General features: G+C 64.6%; 16 protein-coding genes. 7 read left to right on the forward strand and 9 right to left on the reverse strand.

Annotated elements, in window-relative coordinates:
• Positions 1–27 precede the first annotated feature (27 nt).
• The 5 genes from NUU27_RS01985 to NUU27_RS02005 all read left to right on the forward strand — a co-directional run bounded on the left by NUU27_RS01985 (position 28) and on the right by NUU27_RS02005 (position 4426).
• A complete protein-coding gene (locus tag NUU27_RS01985) occupies positions 28–864 on the forward strand; it encodes an ABC transporter ATP-binding protein (protein WP_257760371.1) in 837 nt (278 codons plus the stop codon).
• 155 nt (positions 865–1019) lie between these two features.
• Complete coding sequence (locus NUU27_RS01990; RefSeq protein ID WP_257760448.1) at positions 1020–1247, forward strand: aa3-type cytochrome c oxidase subunit IV; 228 nt, start codon at positions 1020–1022, stop codon at positions 1245–1247.
• A gap of 74 nt (positions 1248–1321) precedes the next feature.
• Entirely contained in the window at positions 1322–2602 is a 1281-nt protein-coding gene (locus tag NUU27_RS01995) for a Re/Si-specific NAD(P)(+) transhydrogenase subunit alpha (RefSeq protein ID WP_257760372.1), read from the forward strand.
• Positions 2602–3027 carry an NAD(P) transhydrogenase subunit alpha gene (locus NUU27_RS02000; RefSeq protein WP_257760373.1) on the forward strand — a complete coding sequence of 142 codons (426 nt, stop codon included), beginning with the start codon at positions 2602–2604 and terminating at the stop codon, positions 3025–3027. Before NUU27_RS01995 ends, NUU27_RS02000 begins: the two co-directional genes overlap by 1 nt.
• A gap of 1 nt (position 3028) precedes the next feature.
• Complete coding sequence (locus tag NUU27_RS02005; RefSeq protein WP_257760374.1) at positions 3029–4426, forward strand: NAD(P)(+) transhydrogenase (Re/Si-specific) subunit beta; 1398 nt, start codon at positions 3029–3031, stop codon at positions 4424–4426.
• A gap of 57 nt (positions 4427–4483) precedes the next feature.
• Here the strand turns inward: NUU27_RS02005 and NUU27_RS02010 are convergent, their stop codons facing one another.
• The 4 genes from NUU27_RS02010 to NUU27_RS02025 form a co-directional block, all read right to left on the reverse strand.
• A complete protein-coding gene (locus NUU27_RS02010) occupies positions 4484–4963 on the reverse strand; it encodes a DUF992 domain-containing protein (protein ID WP_257760375.1) in 480 nt (159 codons plus the stop codon).
• Positions 4964–5113: 150 nt separating this feature from the next.
• A complete protein-coding gene (locus tag NUU27_RS02015) occupies positions 5114–5950 on the reverse strand; it encodes a tetratricopeptide repeat protein (RefSeq protein ID WP_257760376.1) in 837 nt (278 codons plus the stop codon).
• 143 nt (positions 5951–6093) lie between these two features.
• Positions 6094–6324, reverse strand: a complete 231-nt coding sequence (gene rpsU / locus NUU27_RS02020; protein ID WP_022712514.1) for a 30S ribosomal protein S21 — start codon at positions 6322–6324, stop codon at positions 6094–6096.
• Positions 6325–6516: 192 nt separating this feature from the next.
• Complete coding sequence (locus NUU27_RS02025; protein ID WP_257760377.1) at positions 6517–7275, reverse strand: SDR family oxidoreductase; 759 nt, start codon at positions 7273–7275, stop codon at positions 6517–6519.
• 246 nt (positions 7276–7521) lie between these two features.
• On the opposite strand from NUU27_RS02025, the gene NUU27_RS02030 reads away from it, so the two are divergent.
• Positions 7522–7863, forward strand: a complete 342-nt coding sequence (locus tag NUU27_RS02030; RefSeq protein ID WP_257760378.1) for a hypothetical protein — start codon at positions 7522–7524, stop codon at positions 7861–7863.
• A 113-nt stretch (positions 7864–7976) separates the two neighbouring features.
• Here NUU27_RS02030 and NUU27_RS02035 read toward each other — a convergent pair whose 3' ends face one another.
• Positions 7977–9386, reverse strand: coding sequence for an MFS transporter (locus tag NUU27_RS02035; RefSeq protein WP_257760379.1), 1410 nt, complete (start codon positions 9384–9386; stop codon positions 7977–7979).
• 38 nt (positions 9387–9424) lie between these two features.
• Positions 9425–10096: a metalloregulator ArsR/SmtB family transcription factor gene (locus tag NUU27_RS02040; RefSeq protein ID WP_257760380.1), complete on the reverse strand. Its 672-nt coding sequence runs from the start codon at positions 10094–10096 to the stop codon at positions 9425–9427.
• 134 nt (positions 10097–10230) lie between these two features.
• Here NUU27_RS02040 and NUU27_RS02045 point away from each other — a divergent pair, with 134 nt between their 5' ends.
• Complete coding sequence (locus tag NUU27_RS02045) at positions 10231–11247, forward strand: DUF2156 domain-containing protein (RefSeq protein WP_257760381.1); 1017 nt, start codon at positions 10231–10233, stop codon at positions 11245–11247.
• 65 nt (positions 11248–11312) lie between these two features.
• Here the strand turns inward: NUU27_RS02045 and NUU27_RS02050 are convergent, their stop codons facing one another.
• The 3 genes from NUU27_RS02050 to NUU27_RS02060 all read right to left on the reverse strand — a co-directional run bounded on the left by NUU27_RS02050 (position 11313) and on the right by NUU27_RS02060 (position 16227).
• A complete protein-coding gene (locus NUU27_RS02050) occupies positions 11313–11795 on the reverse strand; it encodes a MaoC family dehydratase (RefSeq protein WP_257760382.1) in 483 nt (160 codons plus the stop codon).
• A gap of 134 nt (positions 11796–11929) precedes the next feature.
• Positions 11930–15064 carry an efflux RND transporter permease subunit gene (locus tag NUU27_RS02055; RefSeq protein WP_257760383.1) on the reverse strand — a complete coding sequence of 1045 codons (3135 nt, stop codon included), beginning with the start codon at positions 15062–15064 and terminating at the stop codon, positions 11930–11932.
• A complete protein-coding gene (locus tag NUU27_RS02060) occupies positions 15061–16227 on the reverse strand; it encodes an efflux RND transporter periplasmic adaptor subunit (protein ID WP_257760384.1) in 1167 nt (388 codons plus the stop codon). Before NUU27_RS02060 ends, NUU27_RS02055 begins: the two co-directional genes overlap by 4 nt.
• Between the last annotated feature and the right edge of the window lie 111 nt (positions 16228–16338).

Genomic DNA, 16338 nt, shown 5'->3' on the forward strand with positions numbered 1-16338 from the left:
GGGTCCAAAAATGGAAGAAGGCGCAGCATGACGACAGCTCCGGCACAGGCCATCGACGCGGCAGAGACCATTCTCGAGGTCAACAACATCGAGGTGATCTACGATCACGTCATTCTGGTGCTCAAGGGCGTTTCGCTGTCCGTGCCGCGCGGCGGCATCACCGCGCTGCTCGGCGCCAACGGTGCCGGCAAGACCACGACATTGAAGGCGATCTCCAACCTGCTTCATGCGGAGCGGGGCGAGGTGACGAAGGGGTCGATCCTCTTCGAGGGAGCCGAGGTTCAGAACCTGTCGCCGAACGCGCTGGTGCGCCGTGGCTGCATCCAGGTGATGGAGGGGCGGCATTGTTTCGGCCACCTGTCCGTCGAAGACAACCTCTTGACCGGAGCGTTCACCAGGCGCGACGGGCAGGCCGCGATCCGCGAGGATCTCGACCTGGTGTACACCTATTTTCCGCGCCTCAAGGAACGGCGCAACTCGCAGGCCGGCTACACCTCCGGCGGCGAGCAGCAGATGACGGCGATCGGCCGGGCTCTGATGTCGCGGCCGAAGATGATCCTGCTCGACGAACCGTCGATGGGACTTGCTCCGCAACTCGTCGAGGAGATCTTCGAGATCGTCAAGCAGCTCAACGACGAGCAGGGCGTGTCGTTCCTGCTGGCCGAGCAGAACACCAATGTCGCCCTGCGCTACGCCAAATACGGCTATATCCTCGAGTCGGGCCGCATCGTGCTCGACGGCGAGGCCGGCGCCCTTCGCGAGAACGAGGATGTCAAGGAATTCTACCTGGGCGTCGGCGGCGAGGGGCGCCGCTCGTTCCGCAACGTGAAGCATTACAAGCGCCGCAAGCGCTGGCTTTCGTGATGCGGGCAGGCCAGGCGGAGCCGGACGGCACGCTGCGGAAGCCGCAAACCGATTGAAACGCCTGGACAGCCTCCAATGCGGCATTCCTGCCATTGCCCTTGCGCCATCTTTTCGCTATTCCCCAAGACCACTTGTATTCCCATGGGGTTTTTCTGATGGCAGACAATACGCCGGCCGGTCCGGCCGAAACGGGCGCGGAAATGGATTACGCCGAGCACGAGCGCACGTATAATCTTTTCCTGACCATCTCCAAATATTCGAGCCTGGTGGTCATCGCGATCCTGGTTGCGATGGCGTTCGGTTTTTTCACCTCTGCGGGCTTTTTCTCCAGCACCGTCCTTTTCATCCTCATCACGGCATTGGGCACCTGGCTGCTGCGCTGAGCAAGCGAGGCTGATGCGCGGGGCCGCGCCTTGCGGTCCCGAGGGGAGGACGGTCCAACCGAAAGGATGTTACGGTGGGGCAGAGCATATTTGTGCCTAAGGAAGTTGACGTTGCGGAAAGCCGCATAGCGGCGTCCCCGGACACGGTCAAACGGCTGACGGGCCTCGGTCTGGATGTGGTGGTCGAGGCGGGCGCCGGCTCGCGATCCCGTATCCTCGACGGGGAATTCGAAAAGGCCGGGGCCAGGATCGGCAAATCGTCAGATGCCGCCAAAGCCGACGTGATCCTCAAACTGCGCCGCCCCACATCGTCCGAGCTGAAATCCTATAAGAAGGGCGCGGTGGTCATCGCCACCATGGACCCTTACGGCAACGAAGCCGATGTGGCCGCCATGGCCGATGCGGGCGTCACGTCCTTCGCCATGGAATTCATGCCGCGCATCACGCGCGCCCAGTCGATGGACGTCCTGTCCTCGCAGGCCAATCTCGCCGGCTATCGCGCGGTGATCGATGCCGCCGCCGAGTATGACCGGGCGCTCCCGATGATGATGACGGCGGCCGGCACCGTGCCGGCGGCGAAGGTGTTCGTCATGGGGGCCGGCGTTGCCGGCCTGCAGGCCATCGCGACGGCGCGCCGCCTCGGCGCAGTCGTCACGGCAACGGATGTGCGCGCCGCCGCCGGCGAACAGGTGCAGTCGCTCGGCGCCAAATTCATCATGACCGACGCATTGAAGGACGCCTCCGGCGAGGGCGGTTATGCCCGTGAACTCACCGAGGACGAGAAGAAGGCGCAGGCCGAGCTCGTCGCGGACCACATCGCCAAGCAGGACATCGTCATCACCACGGCGCTCATCCCCGGGCGGCCCGCGCCGCGCCTCGTCACCGCCGACATGGTGAAGGCGATGAAGCCGGGCTCCGTCATCGTCGACCTGGCGGTCGAGCGCGGCGGCAATGTCGAGGGCGCGGTCGCCGGCCAGGTGGTCACCACCGCCAACGACGTGAAGATCATCGGTCATCTCAACGTGCCGGGCCGCGTCGCCGCTTCGGCCTCGCTGCTTTACGCCAAGAACCTCTACACCTTCCTCGAGACCATGATCGACAAGGAGAAGAAGGCGCTTGCCATCGACATGGACGACGAGCTGGTGAAGGCGACCATGCTCACCCATGGCGGCAAGGTGGTGCATGCCAATTTCGCCGATACGGCAAAGGCGGCCGCTCCCGGGAAAGCGCCGGCACGCAAGCCCGCCGCGAAGGCGGGCGGTGCGGCCGTGGCAAGGAAGCCGGCCGCCAAGGCGACCGGCGCCAAGGGCGCCGCAAAGAAACCTGCGGCAGCAAAATCGGGAGGAGAAGCCTGATGGAACAAACTGCTCTCGAAAAGGCGCTCGGTCAGCTCGACAGCGCCGTGGCGAGCGTGCGCGCCGCGATCGAAGGCATGCAGGCGGCCGAAGTGGCCGATGCGGCCGGCGCGCTGGCGCATGGCGCCTCGGGCGGCGCGATCGATCCCTTCGTGTTCCGGCTGGCGATCTTCGTGCTGGCGATCTTCGTCGGCTACTACGTGGTCTGGTCGGTCACCCCGGCGCTGCACACGCCGCTGATGTCGGTCACGAACGCGATTTCCTCGGTGATCGTCGTCGGGGCGCTGCTGGCCGTCGGCATCTCCGCCTCCGGGCTCGCCACCGGTTTCGGTTTCATCGCCCTGGTGCTGGCCTCGGTGAATATCTTCGGCGGGTTCCTCGTCACCAGCCGCATGCTCGCCATGTACAAGAAGAAGGACAAGTGACGTGAGCGCCAATCTTGCATCCTTCCTCTATCTCGTTTCCGGCGTCCTCTTCATCATGGCTCTGCGGGGCCTGTCGCATCCGACGACCAGCCGCAAGGGCAATCTCTACGGCATGGTGGGCATGGGCATCGCCATCGTCACGACGCTCGTCTATGCGACGCCGAACTTCGGCGGCTTCGTGCTCATCCTCGCCGGCATCGTCATCGGCGGCGGCGTCGGCGCGGTGATTGCCAAGCGGATCGCCATGACGGCCATGCCGCAACTGGTGGCCGCGTTCCACTCGCTGGTCGGTCTCGCCGCTGTGATGGTGGCGGCCGCCGCCATGTATGCACCGGAGAGTTTCGGCATCGGCACGGTGGGAGACATCCACGCCCAGGCGCTGGTTGAAATGTCCCTCGGTGTCGCCATCGGCGCAATCACCTTTACCGGCTCGGTCATCGCGTTCCTGAAACTCGACGGTCGCATGTCCGGCAAGCCGATCCTGCTGCCCATGCGCCACTTCGTGAACGCCGGGCTGGCGGCCTTGCTGGTGGTTCTGATCATCGCGCTGGTGACCACGCAGAGCTCGACCGTCTTCTGGCTGATCGTTCTCGCCTCGCTGGTTCTCGGCGTCCTGATCATCGTGCCGATCGGTGGTGCGGACATGCCCGTCGTGGTCTCGATGCTCAACTCCTATTCGGGGTGGGCGGCGGCCGGCATTGGCTTCACGCTCGGCAATCTGGCGCTGATCATCACCGGCGCCCTGGTCGGCTCCTCGGGTGCGATCCTGTCCTACATCATGTGCAAGGGCATGAACCGTTCCTTCATCTCCGTCATCCTCGGCGGCTTCGGCGGCGAGACGGCGGCGAGCAGCGACGACGGCATCGAGCGCACGATCAAGCAGGGCTCGGCGGACGATGCCGCCTACCTGATGCAGAACGCGCAGAAGGTGATCATCGTGCCGGGCTACGGCATGGCCGTCGCGCAGGCACAGCACGCCTTGCGCGAAATGGCCGACAAGCTGAAGGCCGCCGGCGTCGAGGTGAAGTATGCCATTCACCCGGTGGCGGGCCGCATGCCCGGACACATGAACGTCCTTCTGGCCGAAGCCCAGGTGCCTTACGATGAGGTGTTCGAGCTCGAGGACATCAATTCCGAGTTCGCGCAAGCCGACGTTGCCTATGTCATCGGCGCCAATGACGTGACCAACCCCGCCGCCCGCGACGACAAGTCGTCGCCGATCTACGGCATGCCGATCCTCGAGGTGGACAAGGCGCGCACCTGCCTGTTCGTCAAGCGGTCGCTCGGTTCCGGTTATGCCGGCATCGACAACACGCTGTTCTACAAGGACGGCACGATGATGCTTCTGGGCGATGCCAAGAAGATGACGGAAGACATCGTCAAGGCGATGGATCACTGAGTTCCAAGACAAGAGCCCGGCCATCAGCCGGGCTCTCTTTTTCTGGCGGGTCCGTGTTTACGGAGCGGTCGAACGCAGCTTGAATTCGCTGACGCCCAGGGCGACGTTGATGCCCGTCTGGCCCTGCACGCTGACCGGCTGAAGCATCAGGCTGTCACTTTTCCTGCTGACCAGGACATTGGCCCCGGCTCCGAAACCGGCGGAAACCTCTGCGCTGGCGCCGACGAAATCGCCGGCAAGAGCGCCGGGCGCATAGAGATCGAATGTCGGGGCGAGGACGAGCCACTGCATGACCGCCGGATCGGTGACGCCGATATCGAGGCCGAACTTGTTGACGACGCCGACATAGTTCTCCGGCGGGCGGTTCTCATCGGCAGGCTCGAATGTGCAGGCGAGTTCCTTGGAGGAGGCGACCACCGCGCCGGCACCGCCCTCGATCACGCAATCCAACACGCCGAGTTCGACCCGCTCCTGGGGGAGAGCGGGAATGGTCATCGAAGCAGTCAGGAGGGAGGCGAGGATGAGCGCATTTTTCATTGCTGAACTCCTTTCCGGTTCGGGTCCGGTTCGGGCCGATAACCCGTCAGGAGCAGCAAGGTTCCAGGTTTGCATGATCACGATCGCCGCGCACGCCGGCCCGGATCAGCCGTTCAGATGGCGGATGCGTTCGCGCGGAAAACGCAAAAATCAGCTCCGGGTCCGTGCCAGGCCGTCGCGCGCGGGACCGTAATCCGGGTCGAGCTGAAGCGCCCGCGCATAGGATTTCGCGGCCTTGGCGCTGTCGCCGCGTTTCTCGTAGACGAGCGCCTGGTTGGCCCAGCTCTCGGCGATCTTGTCGTCGAGGCGGATGGCGGTGTTGAAGTCGGTGAAGGCGTTTTCATCGTCGCCCTGGGCGAGATAGGAAAGGCCGCGGCCGTTGTAGCCGTAAGGGGTGTCGGGAGCCAGGGAGATGGCTGTGGCGAAGTCCTCGATCGCATACTGGTGCTGGCCGCTCGCCTGGTAGAGCAGGCCGCGCCGGTGATAGGCGCGCGGATCGGTGGTGTCGAGCTGAATGGCGCGTTCGAGATCGGCAAGAGCCTCGGTGCTGCGACCGGAAAGGCGGTAGATCTCCGCTCGGCCGATATAGGCCGTGTCATATTTGGGGTCGAGCGCGATCGCCTGGTTATAGTCGGCGAGCGCGCGGTCGTTCTGGCCCATGTAACGGTAGATGAGCGCGCGGTTCGCATAGGCGTTGTGCGAGCGCGGATTGAGCTCGATCGCCTTGTCAAAATCCTTCAGGGCCTCGGCATAACGTCCGGCCCTGCCATAGGCGCTGCCGCGCATGTTGTAGGCTTCCGGCTCGTTCGGCGTCCGCTGAATCACGGCGCTGAGGGAGGATATGTTCTCGGTCGAGCCCTGGGCCGTGTCTATCCGGGTGATATCGGTGGCTGGGCCGCTGGATTGGCAGGCGGCGAGCGCCAGGAGGGCGAGTGCGGCGAGGCCGTTCCTATAGGAGGAGGCGCGTGTGGTTCGGATCGAAGTCATCGTTTCTAATGCCACACCCCGCATGCCAAACCAAGCCATTGCTGTCCCCGTTCTGAAAATCATCGGATACGCCAAAAACGCGGCGCAATCCCTTGATCACACCGCGCTGGATAAAGACAGAAATCGTCGAAAGATAGGCGCTATCAGCGGGCTGCGACGCGGCCGCCGCCGACCAGTCCTTCGCGCTGGGCGCGCTTGCGGGCCAGCTTGCGCGCACGGCGCACGGCTTCGGCCTTTTCGCGGGCGCGCTTCTCGGACGGCTTCTCATAGTGCCCGCGCATCTTCATCTCGCGAAAAATGCCTTCGCGCTGCATCTTCTTCTTGAGCGCGCGAAGCGCCTGGTCAACATTGTTGTCGCGGACGAGTACCTGCACGTGGGCTTCCTGTCGAAGGTTGATCTTCAAAACGTTGAAATCTGCTTCTCCTTCACCCATGGGCAAAGGTTTCCTGGCCATGATCAGCCATGAATTGGGCCGGCTCATACCAGAACCGGCGGTCTTTGTCTAGGCTGAGGCGAATAAATTCGGGCTCCGGCGGCCCGGAAAAACCGGGCGCCGGTGCCTTCCTCACGTCTTGCTGATGGAGACACCGCCGTCGGCGAGGAGGGCCGTGCCGGTGGTGAAGCTCGATGCGTCGGAGGCCAGATAGAGCGCTGCCTGGGCGATCTCCTGCGGGCGCGCGATGCGTTTCAGTGCGTGGAAGCCTTCGACGAAGGCACGTTCTTCCGGTGTCCTGAAGGTTGCTGCCGGCGTGTCCGTGCCGCCCGGCAGCAGAGCGTTGACGCGGATGCCCTCGGCGCCGAGTTCGGCGGCCAGCGCCTGTGTCAGCCCGATCAGGCCTGCCTTGGTCGCGGCATAGGCGGCCATGCCGGGAATGCCGGCGGTGTGGCCGACGAAGCTGGATGTGAAGATCAGCGATCCCGAACCTCTTTTCTGCAGGGCGGGAACCTGATGTCTGGCGGCGAAGAAGGCGCCGGTGAGATTGGTTTCCATGACCGTGTGCCAGTCTTCCGCCGTGAGCTGCGCGAGCGGGGCCAGCGTGCCGACCACGCCGGCGTTGTTGAAGGCGATGTCGAGACCGCCGAAACGGCGTTCGGCAAGGTCGACCAAGGCCGCATGATGCGCCTCGTCGCGAACATCGCCGGCAACAGCGATCGCCTCGCCTCCGTCCGTTTCGATTTCACCGATCAGAGCTTCGAGCTCGATCCGGCGGCGCGCGGTGATCACCAGTTTCGCGCCCTGTGCGGCAAACAGCTTCGCAGCAGCCCGACCGATGCCCGAGCTCGCGCCTGAGACGATGGCGACCTTGCCGATCAATGAGAACATGTCCGGTTCCTTTCGATGTCCGTTGCGCCCGCTATGGCGGGTCGCCGAAAACTTTCAGACGGGGCTTGCGCAAGCCACCCGAAAGCTGACGAGGTGCAGCGGTCCGACATCTTGCGGTGCAGCGGTCCGGCATCTTGCATTGAGTGGCGGCGCTCGTTTCGGCGTGGAAAGCGGCCGCGCATGATCTCGAACCCATGGCGGAACCACCGTGGGGGGCGCCGCGTTTTCGCAAAAAGGATTGTCGCGATGCAGCCAGACCCGAAGAACCCCCCGAAAACTTCCCCGAAGCCGCCCAAGGACCAGGACGAAAAGCGCACTGCGCGCGAGAAGGAGCGTTACGACGCGCAGGAAGAGGCTCTGGAGGAAGGGCTGGAAGAGACGTTTCCGGCCAGCGACCCGGTCTCGGCGACCCAGATAACCCGCACGGGCGCCCCGGGCGAGTTTGCGACCAGGAAGGCCACCAGGCACCAGAAGAGCGATCACGAGCACGACGAGGAACTGGAGGAAGGACTCGAGAGCACGTTTCCGGCCAGCGACCCCGTTTCGGTGACCTCAACCAGTCATGCCGGAGCGCCGAAGCGGAACTAGTGGTGCGATCCCAACAGATCAACAGCTTGTGGGCTGACTTATCGAAACAGATGGTACCATCTGTTTCGGTCAGACCACGAGGCCGAGCCGAAGAAGGGTTAGCGCCATCGATTTCAGGATCGCGCCACGCGCCAGGCCGCGGCCGCGCCGAAGGCGGCGAGCGGAACGAAGCTGACGAAGGACCACCAGGCGACTTCCTGCATGGTTTCCAGCTTTGCGCCATCTTCCGCAAAGCCGGCCATGTTGGCGACGATGCCCGCCAGAGCGGCACCCAGCGCGAAGGCGATCTGCTGGGTGGTCGGCATGGCCGAGGAGGCGCTGTCGCGTTCGGCCTCCGGGGCGGCGGCAACGACCCGGCGGATGAGGAAGCCCCACAGCAGGCCGAACCCTGCGCCCTGAGCGAGGGAGAGCATCAACACCGCCCATACCGGCCCCTCGGCCATGGCCGGCCCCATCAAGGCGATCGCCAGCACGATCAGCAAGGCGCCGCTGCGCATCACCAGCCGTTCGCCGACCGCCCCGACGCCGGCAAAGACGATCGCGGTCGTGCTCCAGGCGACCGATTCGGCGGCGATGATGTATCCGGCAGTGAGCGCGGATATGCCGTGGATCCGGTTCAGCAGGAACGGCCCGTAGACCGTGAAGGACATGGCCGCCGTGCCCAGGGCGAGATTGGCGAGGAAGCCGGCGCCGACGAGGGTGCGGAGGTCGAAGGCGCGGGCCGGGAACATCCGGTTCGCGGCGCGGCTGCCGTCGCGCCGCAGGAAAAGACAGAAGAACAAGCCGCCGGCGATCACCAGCGGGAGGGAGGTCCCGGGCGTGACGTAGATACCCGCGGCCGCCACGGACAGAACGGCCGCCGACAAAAGGACCAGCCGCACCACCGGGAAGCGTTGACCGGCGGCGGTGACGCGCTCGCCGGGGCGCATGAAGGCGGGCACCATGACCGAAAGCAGGAGGGCCTGGAAGGCGAACACCCAGAAGCCCCAGCGCCACAGGCCGATATCGGCGAAGAAGCCGCCGATCGGAGGCCCGCAGAAGGCCGATGCGCCCCAGATCGCCGACATCAATGCGATAAGCCGCGGCCACATGTCCTTGGGGAACAGACGCTGGATGGCCACATAGGTCAGCGCCACGAGGAGACCGCCGCCGACGCCCTGGCCGAACCTGCCGGCCAGCATGACGATCATGTCGGGCGCCAGCGCGCTGATCGCGCAGCCTGCGGTGTAGATGAGCGCGGCGAGCACGAAGGCGCGCCTCAGGCCCGTCGCCGCGGCCGTCAGGGATGCTGCCGCTCCCGACAGGATCGAGCCCAGCAGATAGAGCGAGAGCGTCCAACTCACGAGGCGGTCGCCGCCGATCTCCGCCACCGCGGCCGGCATCGCCGTGGCGACGAGCAGAGTATCGGCCGCATGCAGCCAGATGCCCAGGCACAGGAGGGCGAACTGTCCGAGCTGGCCCGTTCTGATTATGGCGGACCAGCCGGCATTGCCGAGCGGGGCGTGCGTGTTCGTGTCGGTCATGATGTGAGCCTCGTTTGGCCGCGAAAGCCGGTGCGCCGTCAGGCCGGCCTGTTGGTCTCTATGCGATATGCGCAGCGCCGGGCGCCGGCGAGGAGGTGATCCGTGCGGGTAACGCGTGTCTGCGGCCCGAGAACCGTGCGGAAAATGTTGAGTTCGGAACGGCAAAATCCCTGGCAGGCGTGTGCGGCCGCGCAGATGGGGCAATGATCCTCGATCAGCAGGAAGGCACCGTCATCCAGTTTCTCGACCGAGGCCATATACCCCTCTTTCGCGCGCAGACGGGCGAGGGTGGTGACGCGAGCCTCGAGGCTCCGCTCGGTCTCGAGCGCCTGCGCGTAGACCGTTTCCATGGTCTGTTCGCGCTGGCCGATCAGCCGGTTCAGCCCATCCTCGCCGAAGATGCGCCGGATCGAGGAAATCAGTTCGAGAGTGAGCTGGGAGTGGCTGTCGGGAAACCGCGCGTGCCCCTTGGCCGACAGGCGCCAGACGCGCTCTGGGCGCCCCGGGCCGCGAACCTCCTCCTGATAGCGAACGAGCTGCGCTGCTTCGAGCCGGGCAAGCTGCTTGCGCACCGCGACGGGCGATATTCCGAGCAGATGGGCGAGCCGCTGCGCCGTCATCGCCCCCTTGGTCTTGAGACTGAAAAGGACGCGCTCGTCCGCCGTTTCGGGCAGGGCTTCCTCGTGTTCGGCGGAAATGACAGTGACCATGGCGAATCTCCCAAGAGCCAATTAAATAACTCTTTTGTTTCTTTATTGTCAACGCATCTTGCCAGTCGCCGCGGCGCGTGGCATCCCTCCTCCGGTGGGGGTGTAAAGCGTGATTCACTATCGTGACCCATCCAATGCGCGTGCCTACCAAAGCGCCTTTTGCTGAAGGCGGTGTCATTCCCGCATCAGTCCGCGAGGCGCTTCTCCAGAACCACGGGAATTTCGTTCTGGCCTATTCCGTGGCGTTCCAGCCGCGCATGTACCGGTTCGGCGACGAACGCGGCTTCATCGCCTATCGGAAAGTCGGCAAGACCGCCTTTGCGCTTGCCGATCCGCTGGCGCCGCAAGAGCGCTGGCCGTCATTGCTCGATGAATTTGTGGCGCAGAAGAAGGACGTCACCTTCTGGCAGGTCTCGCGGCCAATGGCGCAGTTGCTGACGTCGCGGGGGTTCTTCGTCAACGCACTGGGCATCGAGAACTTCATCGATCTTGCCGATTTCAGTTTCGATGGCCCCAAGCGGCGCAGCTTCCGCACGGCCGTCAACCGCTTCACGCGCACCGGTCACTCGGTCGCCGAGATACCGCTCGCGACTCTCGATCCCGAGCAGGTGGAGGCGGTTTCTGTCGGCTGGCGGAAGACACGCACGACGAAGCGGCGGGAGCTTTCCTTTCTCGTCCGCCCGATCCAACTGACCGACGAGAAGGGCGTGCGCAAATTCTTCATTCTCGATTCTGCCGGGAAGCCGGTCGCGCTGGCGTTTTTCGATCCTCTTTATGAAAACGGCAAGCTGATCGGCTATCTCTCGGCGACGCGCCGCTGGCTGCCGGACGTCGATCCTCTGGCGGCTTATTTCCTCGTGCGGCATGCGGTCGAGACCTTTCAGTCCGAGGGCGTGCCGCGGGTCTATTTCGGCCTGATGCCGTTTCATCGGATCGAGGACAAGGAATTCAACAAGGATTGGCTGACCCGCAGGGCCTTCCGCTTCATCTACACGAATCCGCTCGCGCAGCGCTTCATCTACCCCACGCAATCGCTCGCCAAGCACAAGGAAAGCTACGGCGGAGAAACGCGTGAGACGTGGTGCGCGATGAACACCACACCTTCCTTGCCCCGGCTTTTGAAGCTCGTCCGCGCTTGCGGCATCGTTTAGGGTGCCATGCATCCTTTTGGATGCATAAAGGACGCTGTAGGTCCTTCCACTCTGCGCACCGGCCCTCAGCCCTCCTTGGAGCGGTCCGGCATGGCCAGCGTCAGCCAATGGGCTGTGAGCGCGGGCTTTAACGAATTCTCGATCTCGACCGTCACGTCATAATTGACTTCGACGATGCCCGAGGGGCGCACGTTCAGATTGGCGAGCACGAAACGCGCACGAATCCGCGCGCCGCACCGCACCGGTGCCAGGAAACGGATGCGCTCGAAGCCGAAATTGACGCCCATGCTCGAACCCTCGAGCAGCGGGACCGCCTCGAAGACCATGGTCGACAGAAGGGAGAGCGAGAGGAAGCCGTGCGCGATCGTGCTGCCGTAGGGGGTCTCGCGCGCGGCGCGTTCAGGATCCGTGTGAATGAACTGATGGTCGTCGGTCGCGGCGGCGAACTGATCGATCATCTCCTGGGAGACGACACGCCAGTTGGACAGGCCGACTTCCTGGCCCACAAGCTCTTGGGCCTTCTCGATGCTGATGGTACCGGCGCTCAACGCGAACTCCAATGCTGCAATGCGAATTGCGCAAGGACGGGCCGAGAACGCCGGCGCGCCTGCGCGCCGGGCACAGATACCGTTTTGTGCGCGCATTGTCACGCATTGCACGGCGCGGGTCGGACGTGCGGCAATCAGGAGCGGCCGGACGGCGCGTCAATTCCCGCAGCATGATCGAGCTCACGCTCCAGCCGGGCCTCCTCTTCCGCCTTGGGCGTCATGAAGCGGCCGAGCAGCAGATAGGCGACGGGGGTCAGGAACAGGGTCGACAGCGCGGCGAGGCCGAGACCGCCGACGATGATCCAGCCTAGCGCGATGCGTGCCTCGGCGCCGGCCCCGCTTGCCAGAACGAGCGGTATGCCGCCCACCACGGTGCAGATCATCGTCATCGCCACCGGGCGCAGGCGGATCAGGGAAGCCTGCTCGATCGCCTCGCGCACGCCCAGCCCGCGGTCGCGCAACTGATTGGCGAACTCGACGATCAGGATGCCGTTCTTGGCCATGATGCCGACCAGGAGGACGAGGCCGATCTGGCTGTAGACGTTGAGGCTGGTGCCGGTCGCCAGCATGGCGAAGACCGCGCAGGCAAGGCCGAGCGGCACCGTTGCCATGATGATCAGGGCACTGACGAAGCTCTCGAACTGTGCCGCCAGAACCAGCAGGATGATCACCACAGCAAAGCCGAAAATGGTGCGCATGGAACCGGAGGTCTCTCCCAGCGTCGCGGTTTCGGCAAGCGGAATGATGCGGGTGCCGGGTTTCAGGATGGGCGCTGCGATCTCCTGCGCGCGCGCATAGGCTTCGCTCAGGGCGACGCCGGGCGCCAGCGCGGCGCTGATGCTGACGGATCGCAACTGGCCTTCGCGGGTCAGCGAAGGCGGCACCGCCTCCTCCTTCAGCGTGGCGATCGCCGAAAGCGGCACGAAGCGGCCGTCGCCGGCCTTGATGAAGATGTTCTCCATGTCGGTCGGGTCGTTGACCGGATTGGTGGTGGAGACCAGCTTCACGTCGACGCTTCGGTCATCGATGAAGACGGAGCCGATCTTGCGTCCATCCAGCATGGCCTGGATGGTGTTGCCGAGCCCGTCGATCTCGATGCCGAGGTCGAAGGCACGTTCACGATTGATGGCGATGGAGAGCTGCGGCTGCGTCGTGTCGTTGGAAAGGCGGGCCTGGCGGAAGTGCCCGTCCTTTTCCATTTCGGCGACGATCCTGGCGGCGATGTCGTTGAGCGTGGTGTAATTGCTGCCGGCCACCGCGAATTGCAGCCCGCTGCCCGAACCGCGGATGCCGAGGCTGTTCGGCTGGAAGACGAAGGCGCGGACACCGGGCACGGAACTGGTGCGCTGGGACAATTCGGCGACGATTTCCTGTTGGGTGCGCGCACGGTTTTCCCATGGGGCAAGGCGCAGGACGAGAAAGCCGCTGTTGCTCGAGCCGCCCTGTCCGGCGAGGGAGAAGGTGCTGAGCACCTCGCCGCTTTCGCGCATGGGCTGGATGAGCGTCTCGATCCGGCGCATCTGCTCGGCGAAATAGTCGAGGCTGACACCTTGCGGGGCCGAGATGCGCATGAAGGCGATCGAGCGGTCCTCCGTCGGTGTCACCTCGGACTTGATCGTGCCGAACAGCCCATAGGCGGCTCCGGCGAACAAGGCCGATACCAGAATGACGACAAGGGGAGCGTCGAGGCAGGCGTGCAGCATTCGGCGGTAGATGACTTCGAACGCTCCGCCGATGCGCCCGAGCACGCCGCTCGAGTGATGTTCCTCGGTTCCCGAACGGGCCGACAGCATGCGCGACGCCAGCATGGGGCAAAGCGACAGAGCCACCAGAGATGACAGGAAGACGGAAATGGCAAGGACGAAGCCGAACTCCTTGAACAAGCCGCCGGCCTGGCCGGGCAGGAAGGAGATCGGCACGAAAACGGCGACCAGCGTCGCCGTGGTGGCGATGACGGCGAAGAACACCTCCTGCGTGCCGAGCACGGCGGCGGCGCGCCCCCCCATGCCCTCGTTGCGGCGGCGCACGATGTTCTCGAGCACGACGATCGCGTCGTCCACGACAAGGCCGGTGGCCAGCACCAGTGCAAGAAGCGTCAGGATGTTGATCGAGAAGCCGGTCAGGTAGATCGCGGCCAGCGTGCCGATCAGCGCGACGGGGATGGCAAGGCCTGGAATGATCGTGGCGCGGATGTCGCGCAGGAACAGATAGATGACGAGCAGAACCACGGTCACGGAGATGCCCAGCGCGATCTCCACCTCGTGGATGGCGCCGTTGATGAAGGTCGCATCGTCGCTGGTGACCTCGATGTCCATTCCCTCCGGCAGGATATCACGGACTTCCTCGACCGCTTTCCGCACGCCCGACGAGATGTCGAGCGTGTTCGATTGCGCCTGGCGGACGATGCCCAGCCCGATGCCGTTGCGGCCGTTGGCGCGCAGCTGGCTTTCGCCGATATCCGGACCGAGCGTCACCGTCGCCACGTCGCTGAGGCGCACGTGGTTCTTGAGGTAGATCGCCTCGAATTCCTCGGGAGTGGTGACGGCGGCCGTCGCCCGCACCGTCAGATCCTGCGTGCTGCTGGTCAGCGATCCGGCAGGCGTGTCGAAGGCGACCGAAGACAGGGCTTTCGACACGTCGGCCACGGTCAGGCCCAAGCCTGCGAGCTTGGTCTGGTCGATGTCGACACGGAAGATCTTGGCTCGGTCGCCATAGACCTGGACGTCGGCCACGCCCGGGACGGAAGCGAAGGCATCTACGATCTCGTCTTCGACGAGAACGGTCATGTCCTGAATGGACATCCGGTCCGAGGTCAGGGCCAGCCTTATGACCGGTTGCGCGTTGCTGTCGGCCTTCACGATCCGCGGAACGTCGGCGTCCTCTGGAAGGCTGTTCTGGATGCGGCTCACGGCGTCGCGCAGATCCGAGGCGGCCGCGTCGAGATCGACGCTGTCGCTGAACTCGACGGTCACCCGGCTGCGGCCATAGGAGGAATTCGAGGAGATCGCCGCCACACCCGATACGCGGGCCACCGCGCCTTCGATGATGGCCGTGACCTCCCGGTCCATGGTTTCCGCGGAGGCGCCGGAAAAGTCCGTGGAGACGGTGATCACCGGCCGGTCGACATCCGGCAACTCGCGCACCTCGATGCCGAACAGCGCGGCAAGGCCCGCAACCGCGATCAGCGTGTTGAAGACAAAGGCAAGGATCGGACGGCGGACGAAGATCGCCGTCAGGCCGCTCTGCGCATTGTGAATCCGGTCCTTCACGAAGCGCTCCCCTCGGCCCTCACGACGCGGGAACCGCTGGATGTGGGGGCGCCGGCCGCCTCCACCGGAACGCCCTCGCGGACGTTGTGGATGCCTTGCGTCACCACGAGGTCGCCGTCGGAGAACTCGGCGTCGACGAGGACGCTGTCGGCATTGCGCTGGATGATGCGCACCGGCTTTTGCCGCGCCGTGCCGTTTTCGACGACCCATACATAGGGCCCGTCCGAGCTCCACTGGATGGCCAGCGGATCGATGGCCGGGTACGTCTCGCCGGGAAAGCGCATGGAGATGTTGAAAGCCATGCCGGCGCGCAGCCGGTTGTCGGGATTTTCGATCTGGCCCTCGACCCGAAGGGTGCGGCTTTCCGGGTCGATCCGATTGTCGACGGCAGTGATCTCGCCCTGGTGCTGCGACGAGGCCCTGGCCACGGAGGTTGCCGCCAGCGGCGATCCGATCTCGACCAGGTCCGCGTAACGTTCGGGAATCCAGAAATCTACCAGGATGCGCGACCGGTCGTCGATCGTCGCGATTTCCGTGCTGCTGGTAACGTAGCTTCCCGCCGAGATCGGCAGGATGCCGACCGTGCCGTCGATCGGGGCGGTGATGGAGCGGCGCTCCAGCGCCAGCTCGGCCTCGCGCCTGGCGAGTTCGGCATTCCTCAGCGCCAGTTCGGCCTCGTTCTGCTGCGCCACCGTGACTGTGTTGGTGGTGCGAAGGGCCATGATGCGGTCGAGCTTGGTCCTGGCATCGTCGAGCGCGATGATGGCGCGGTCGACGGCGATTTCCTCAGACTCGGAATCGAGTTTGGCGATCAGATCGCCTTTCTTGACCTCGATGCCCGACGTGACGGCGATCTCGCGAAGGGTTCCCGATGTCAGCGGGTTGACCACCACCGAGCGCAGGGCGCGGCCGGTGCCGATGGCCGTGAGACGGTCGTTTATCGTCGAAAAGCTGATGGGAGCGGTGACGACGGGGCCCGACGCTCCGGCGCGCGGGCCGCGGCGCTGTCCTTCGGCAGGCGCTCCTTCGGTGCTTGCCACGGTCTGCCTGGCAAGGCCGATGCGGGCCAGAAAGGCGTTGGAGCCCGGATAGTACCAAAGCCATGCGAGCGCTGCCGCGACAGCGAGAAGTAGGCAGAGGATCGCCTGTTTCCATAAAGACATGCACGCTCCGGCTTGTTGGATCACTGGTGTAAGGCGGTGCCGACAGCCGGTGAACCGAGCGCATCAGGCGATCGTCTTTATGCCAGCTTCGCTGGAGGTTTTCATCTGTTC

Source organism: Nitratireductor sp. ZSWI3 (assembly GCF_024655565.1).
In the GTDB taxonomy this organism is placed as follows: Bacteria; Pseudomonadota; Alphaproteobacteria; order Rhizobiales; family Rhizobiaceae; genus Nitratireductor.

Bases quoted from the DNA above. Each gene is read 5' to 3' on its own strand.
- NUU27_RS01985 (WP_257760371.1), top strand. From the start codon at position 28: ATGACGACAGCTCCGGCACAGGCCATCGACGCGGCAGAGACCATTCTC.
- NUU27_RS01990 (WP_257760448.1), top strand. From the start codon at position 1,020: ATGGCAGACAATACGCCGGCCGGTCCGGCCGAAACGGGCGCGGAAATG.
- NUU27_RS02000 (WP_257760373.1), top strand. From the start codon at position 2,602: ATGGAACAAACTGCTCTCGAAAAGGCGCTCGGTCAGCTCGACAGCGCC.
- NUU27_RS02010 (WP_257760375.1), bottom strand. From the start codon at position 4,963: ATGAAAAATGCGCTCATCCTCGCCTCCCTCCTGACTGCTTCGATGACC.
- NUU27_RS02015 (WP_257760376.1), bottom strand. From the start codon at position 5,950: ATGACTTCGATCCGAACCACACGCGCCTCCTCCTATAGGAACGGCCTC.
- NUU27_RS02025 (WP_257760377.1), bottom strand. From the start codon at position 7,275: ATGTTCTCATTGATCGGCAAGGTCGCCATCGTCTCAGGCGCGAGCTCG.
- NUU27_RS02030 (WP_257760378.1), top strand. From the start codon at position 7,522: ATGCAGCCAGACCCGAAGAACCCCCCGAAAACTTCCCCGAAGCCGCCC.
- NUU27_RS02035 (WP_257760379.1), bottom strand. From the start codon at position 9,386: ATGACCGACACGAACACGCACGCCCCGCTCGGCAATGCCGGCTGGTCC.
- NUU27_RS02040 (WP_257760380.1), bottom strand. From the start codon at position 10,096: ATGGTCACTGTCATTTCCGCCGAACACGAGGAAGCCCTGCCCGAAACG.
- NUU27_RS02045 (WP_257760381.1), top strand. From the start codon at position 10,231: ATGCGCGTGCCTACCAAAGCGCCTTTTGCTGAAGGCGGTGTCATTCCC.
- NUU27_RS02060 (WP_257760384.1), bottom strand. From the start codon at position 16,227: ATGTCTTTATGGAAACAGGCGATCCTCTGCCTACTTCTCGCTGTCGCG.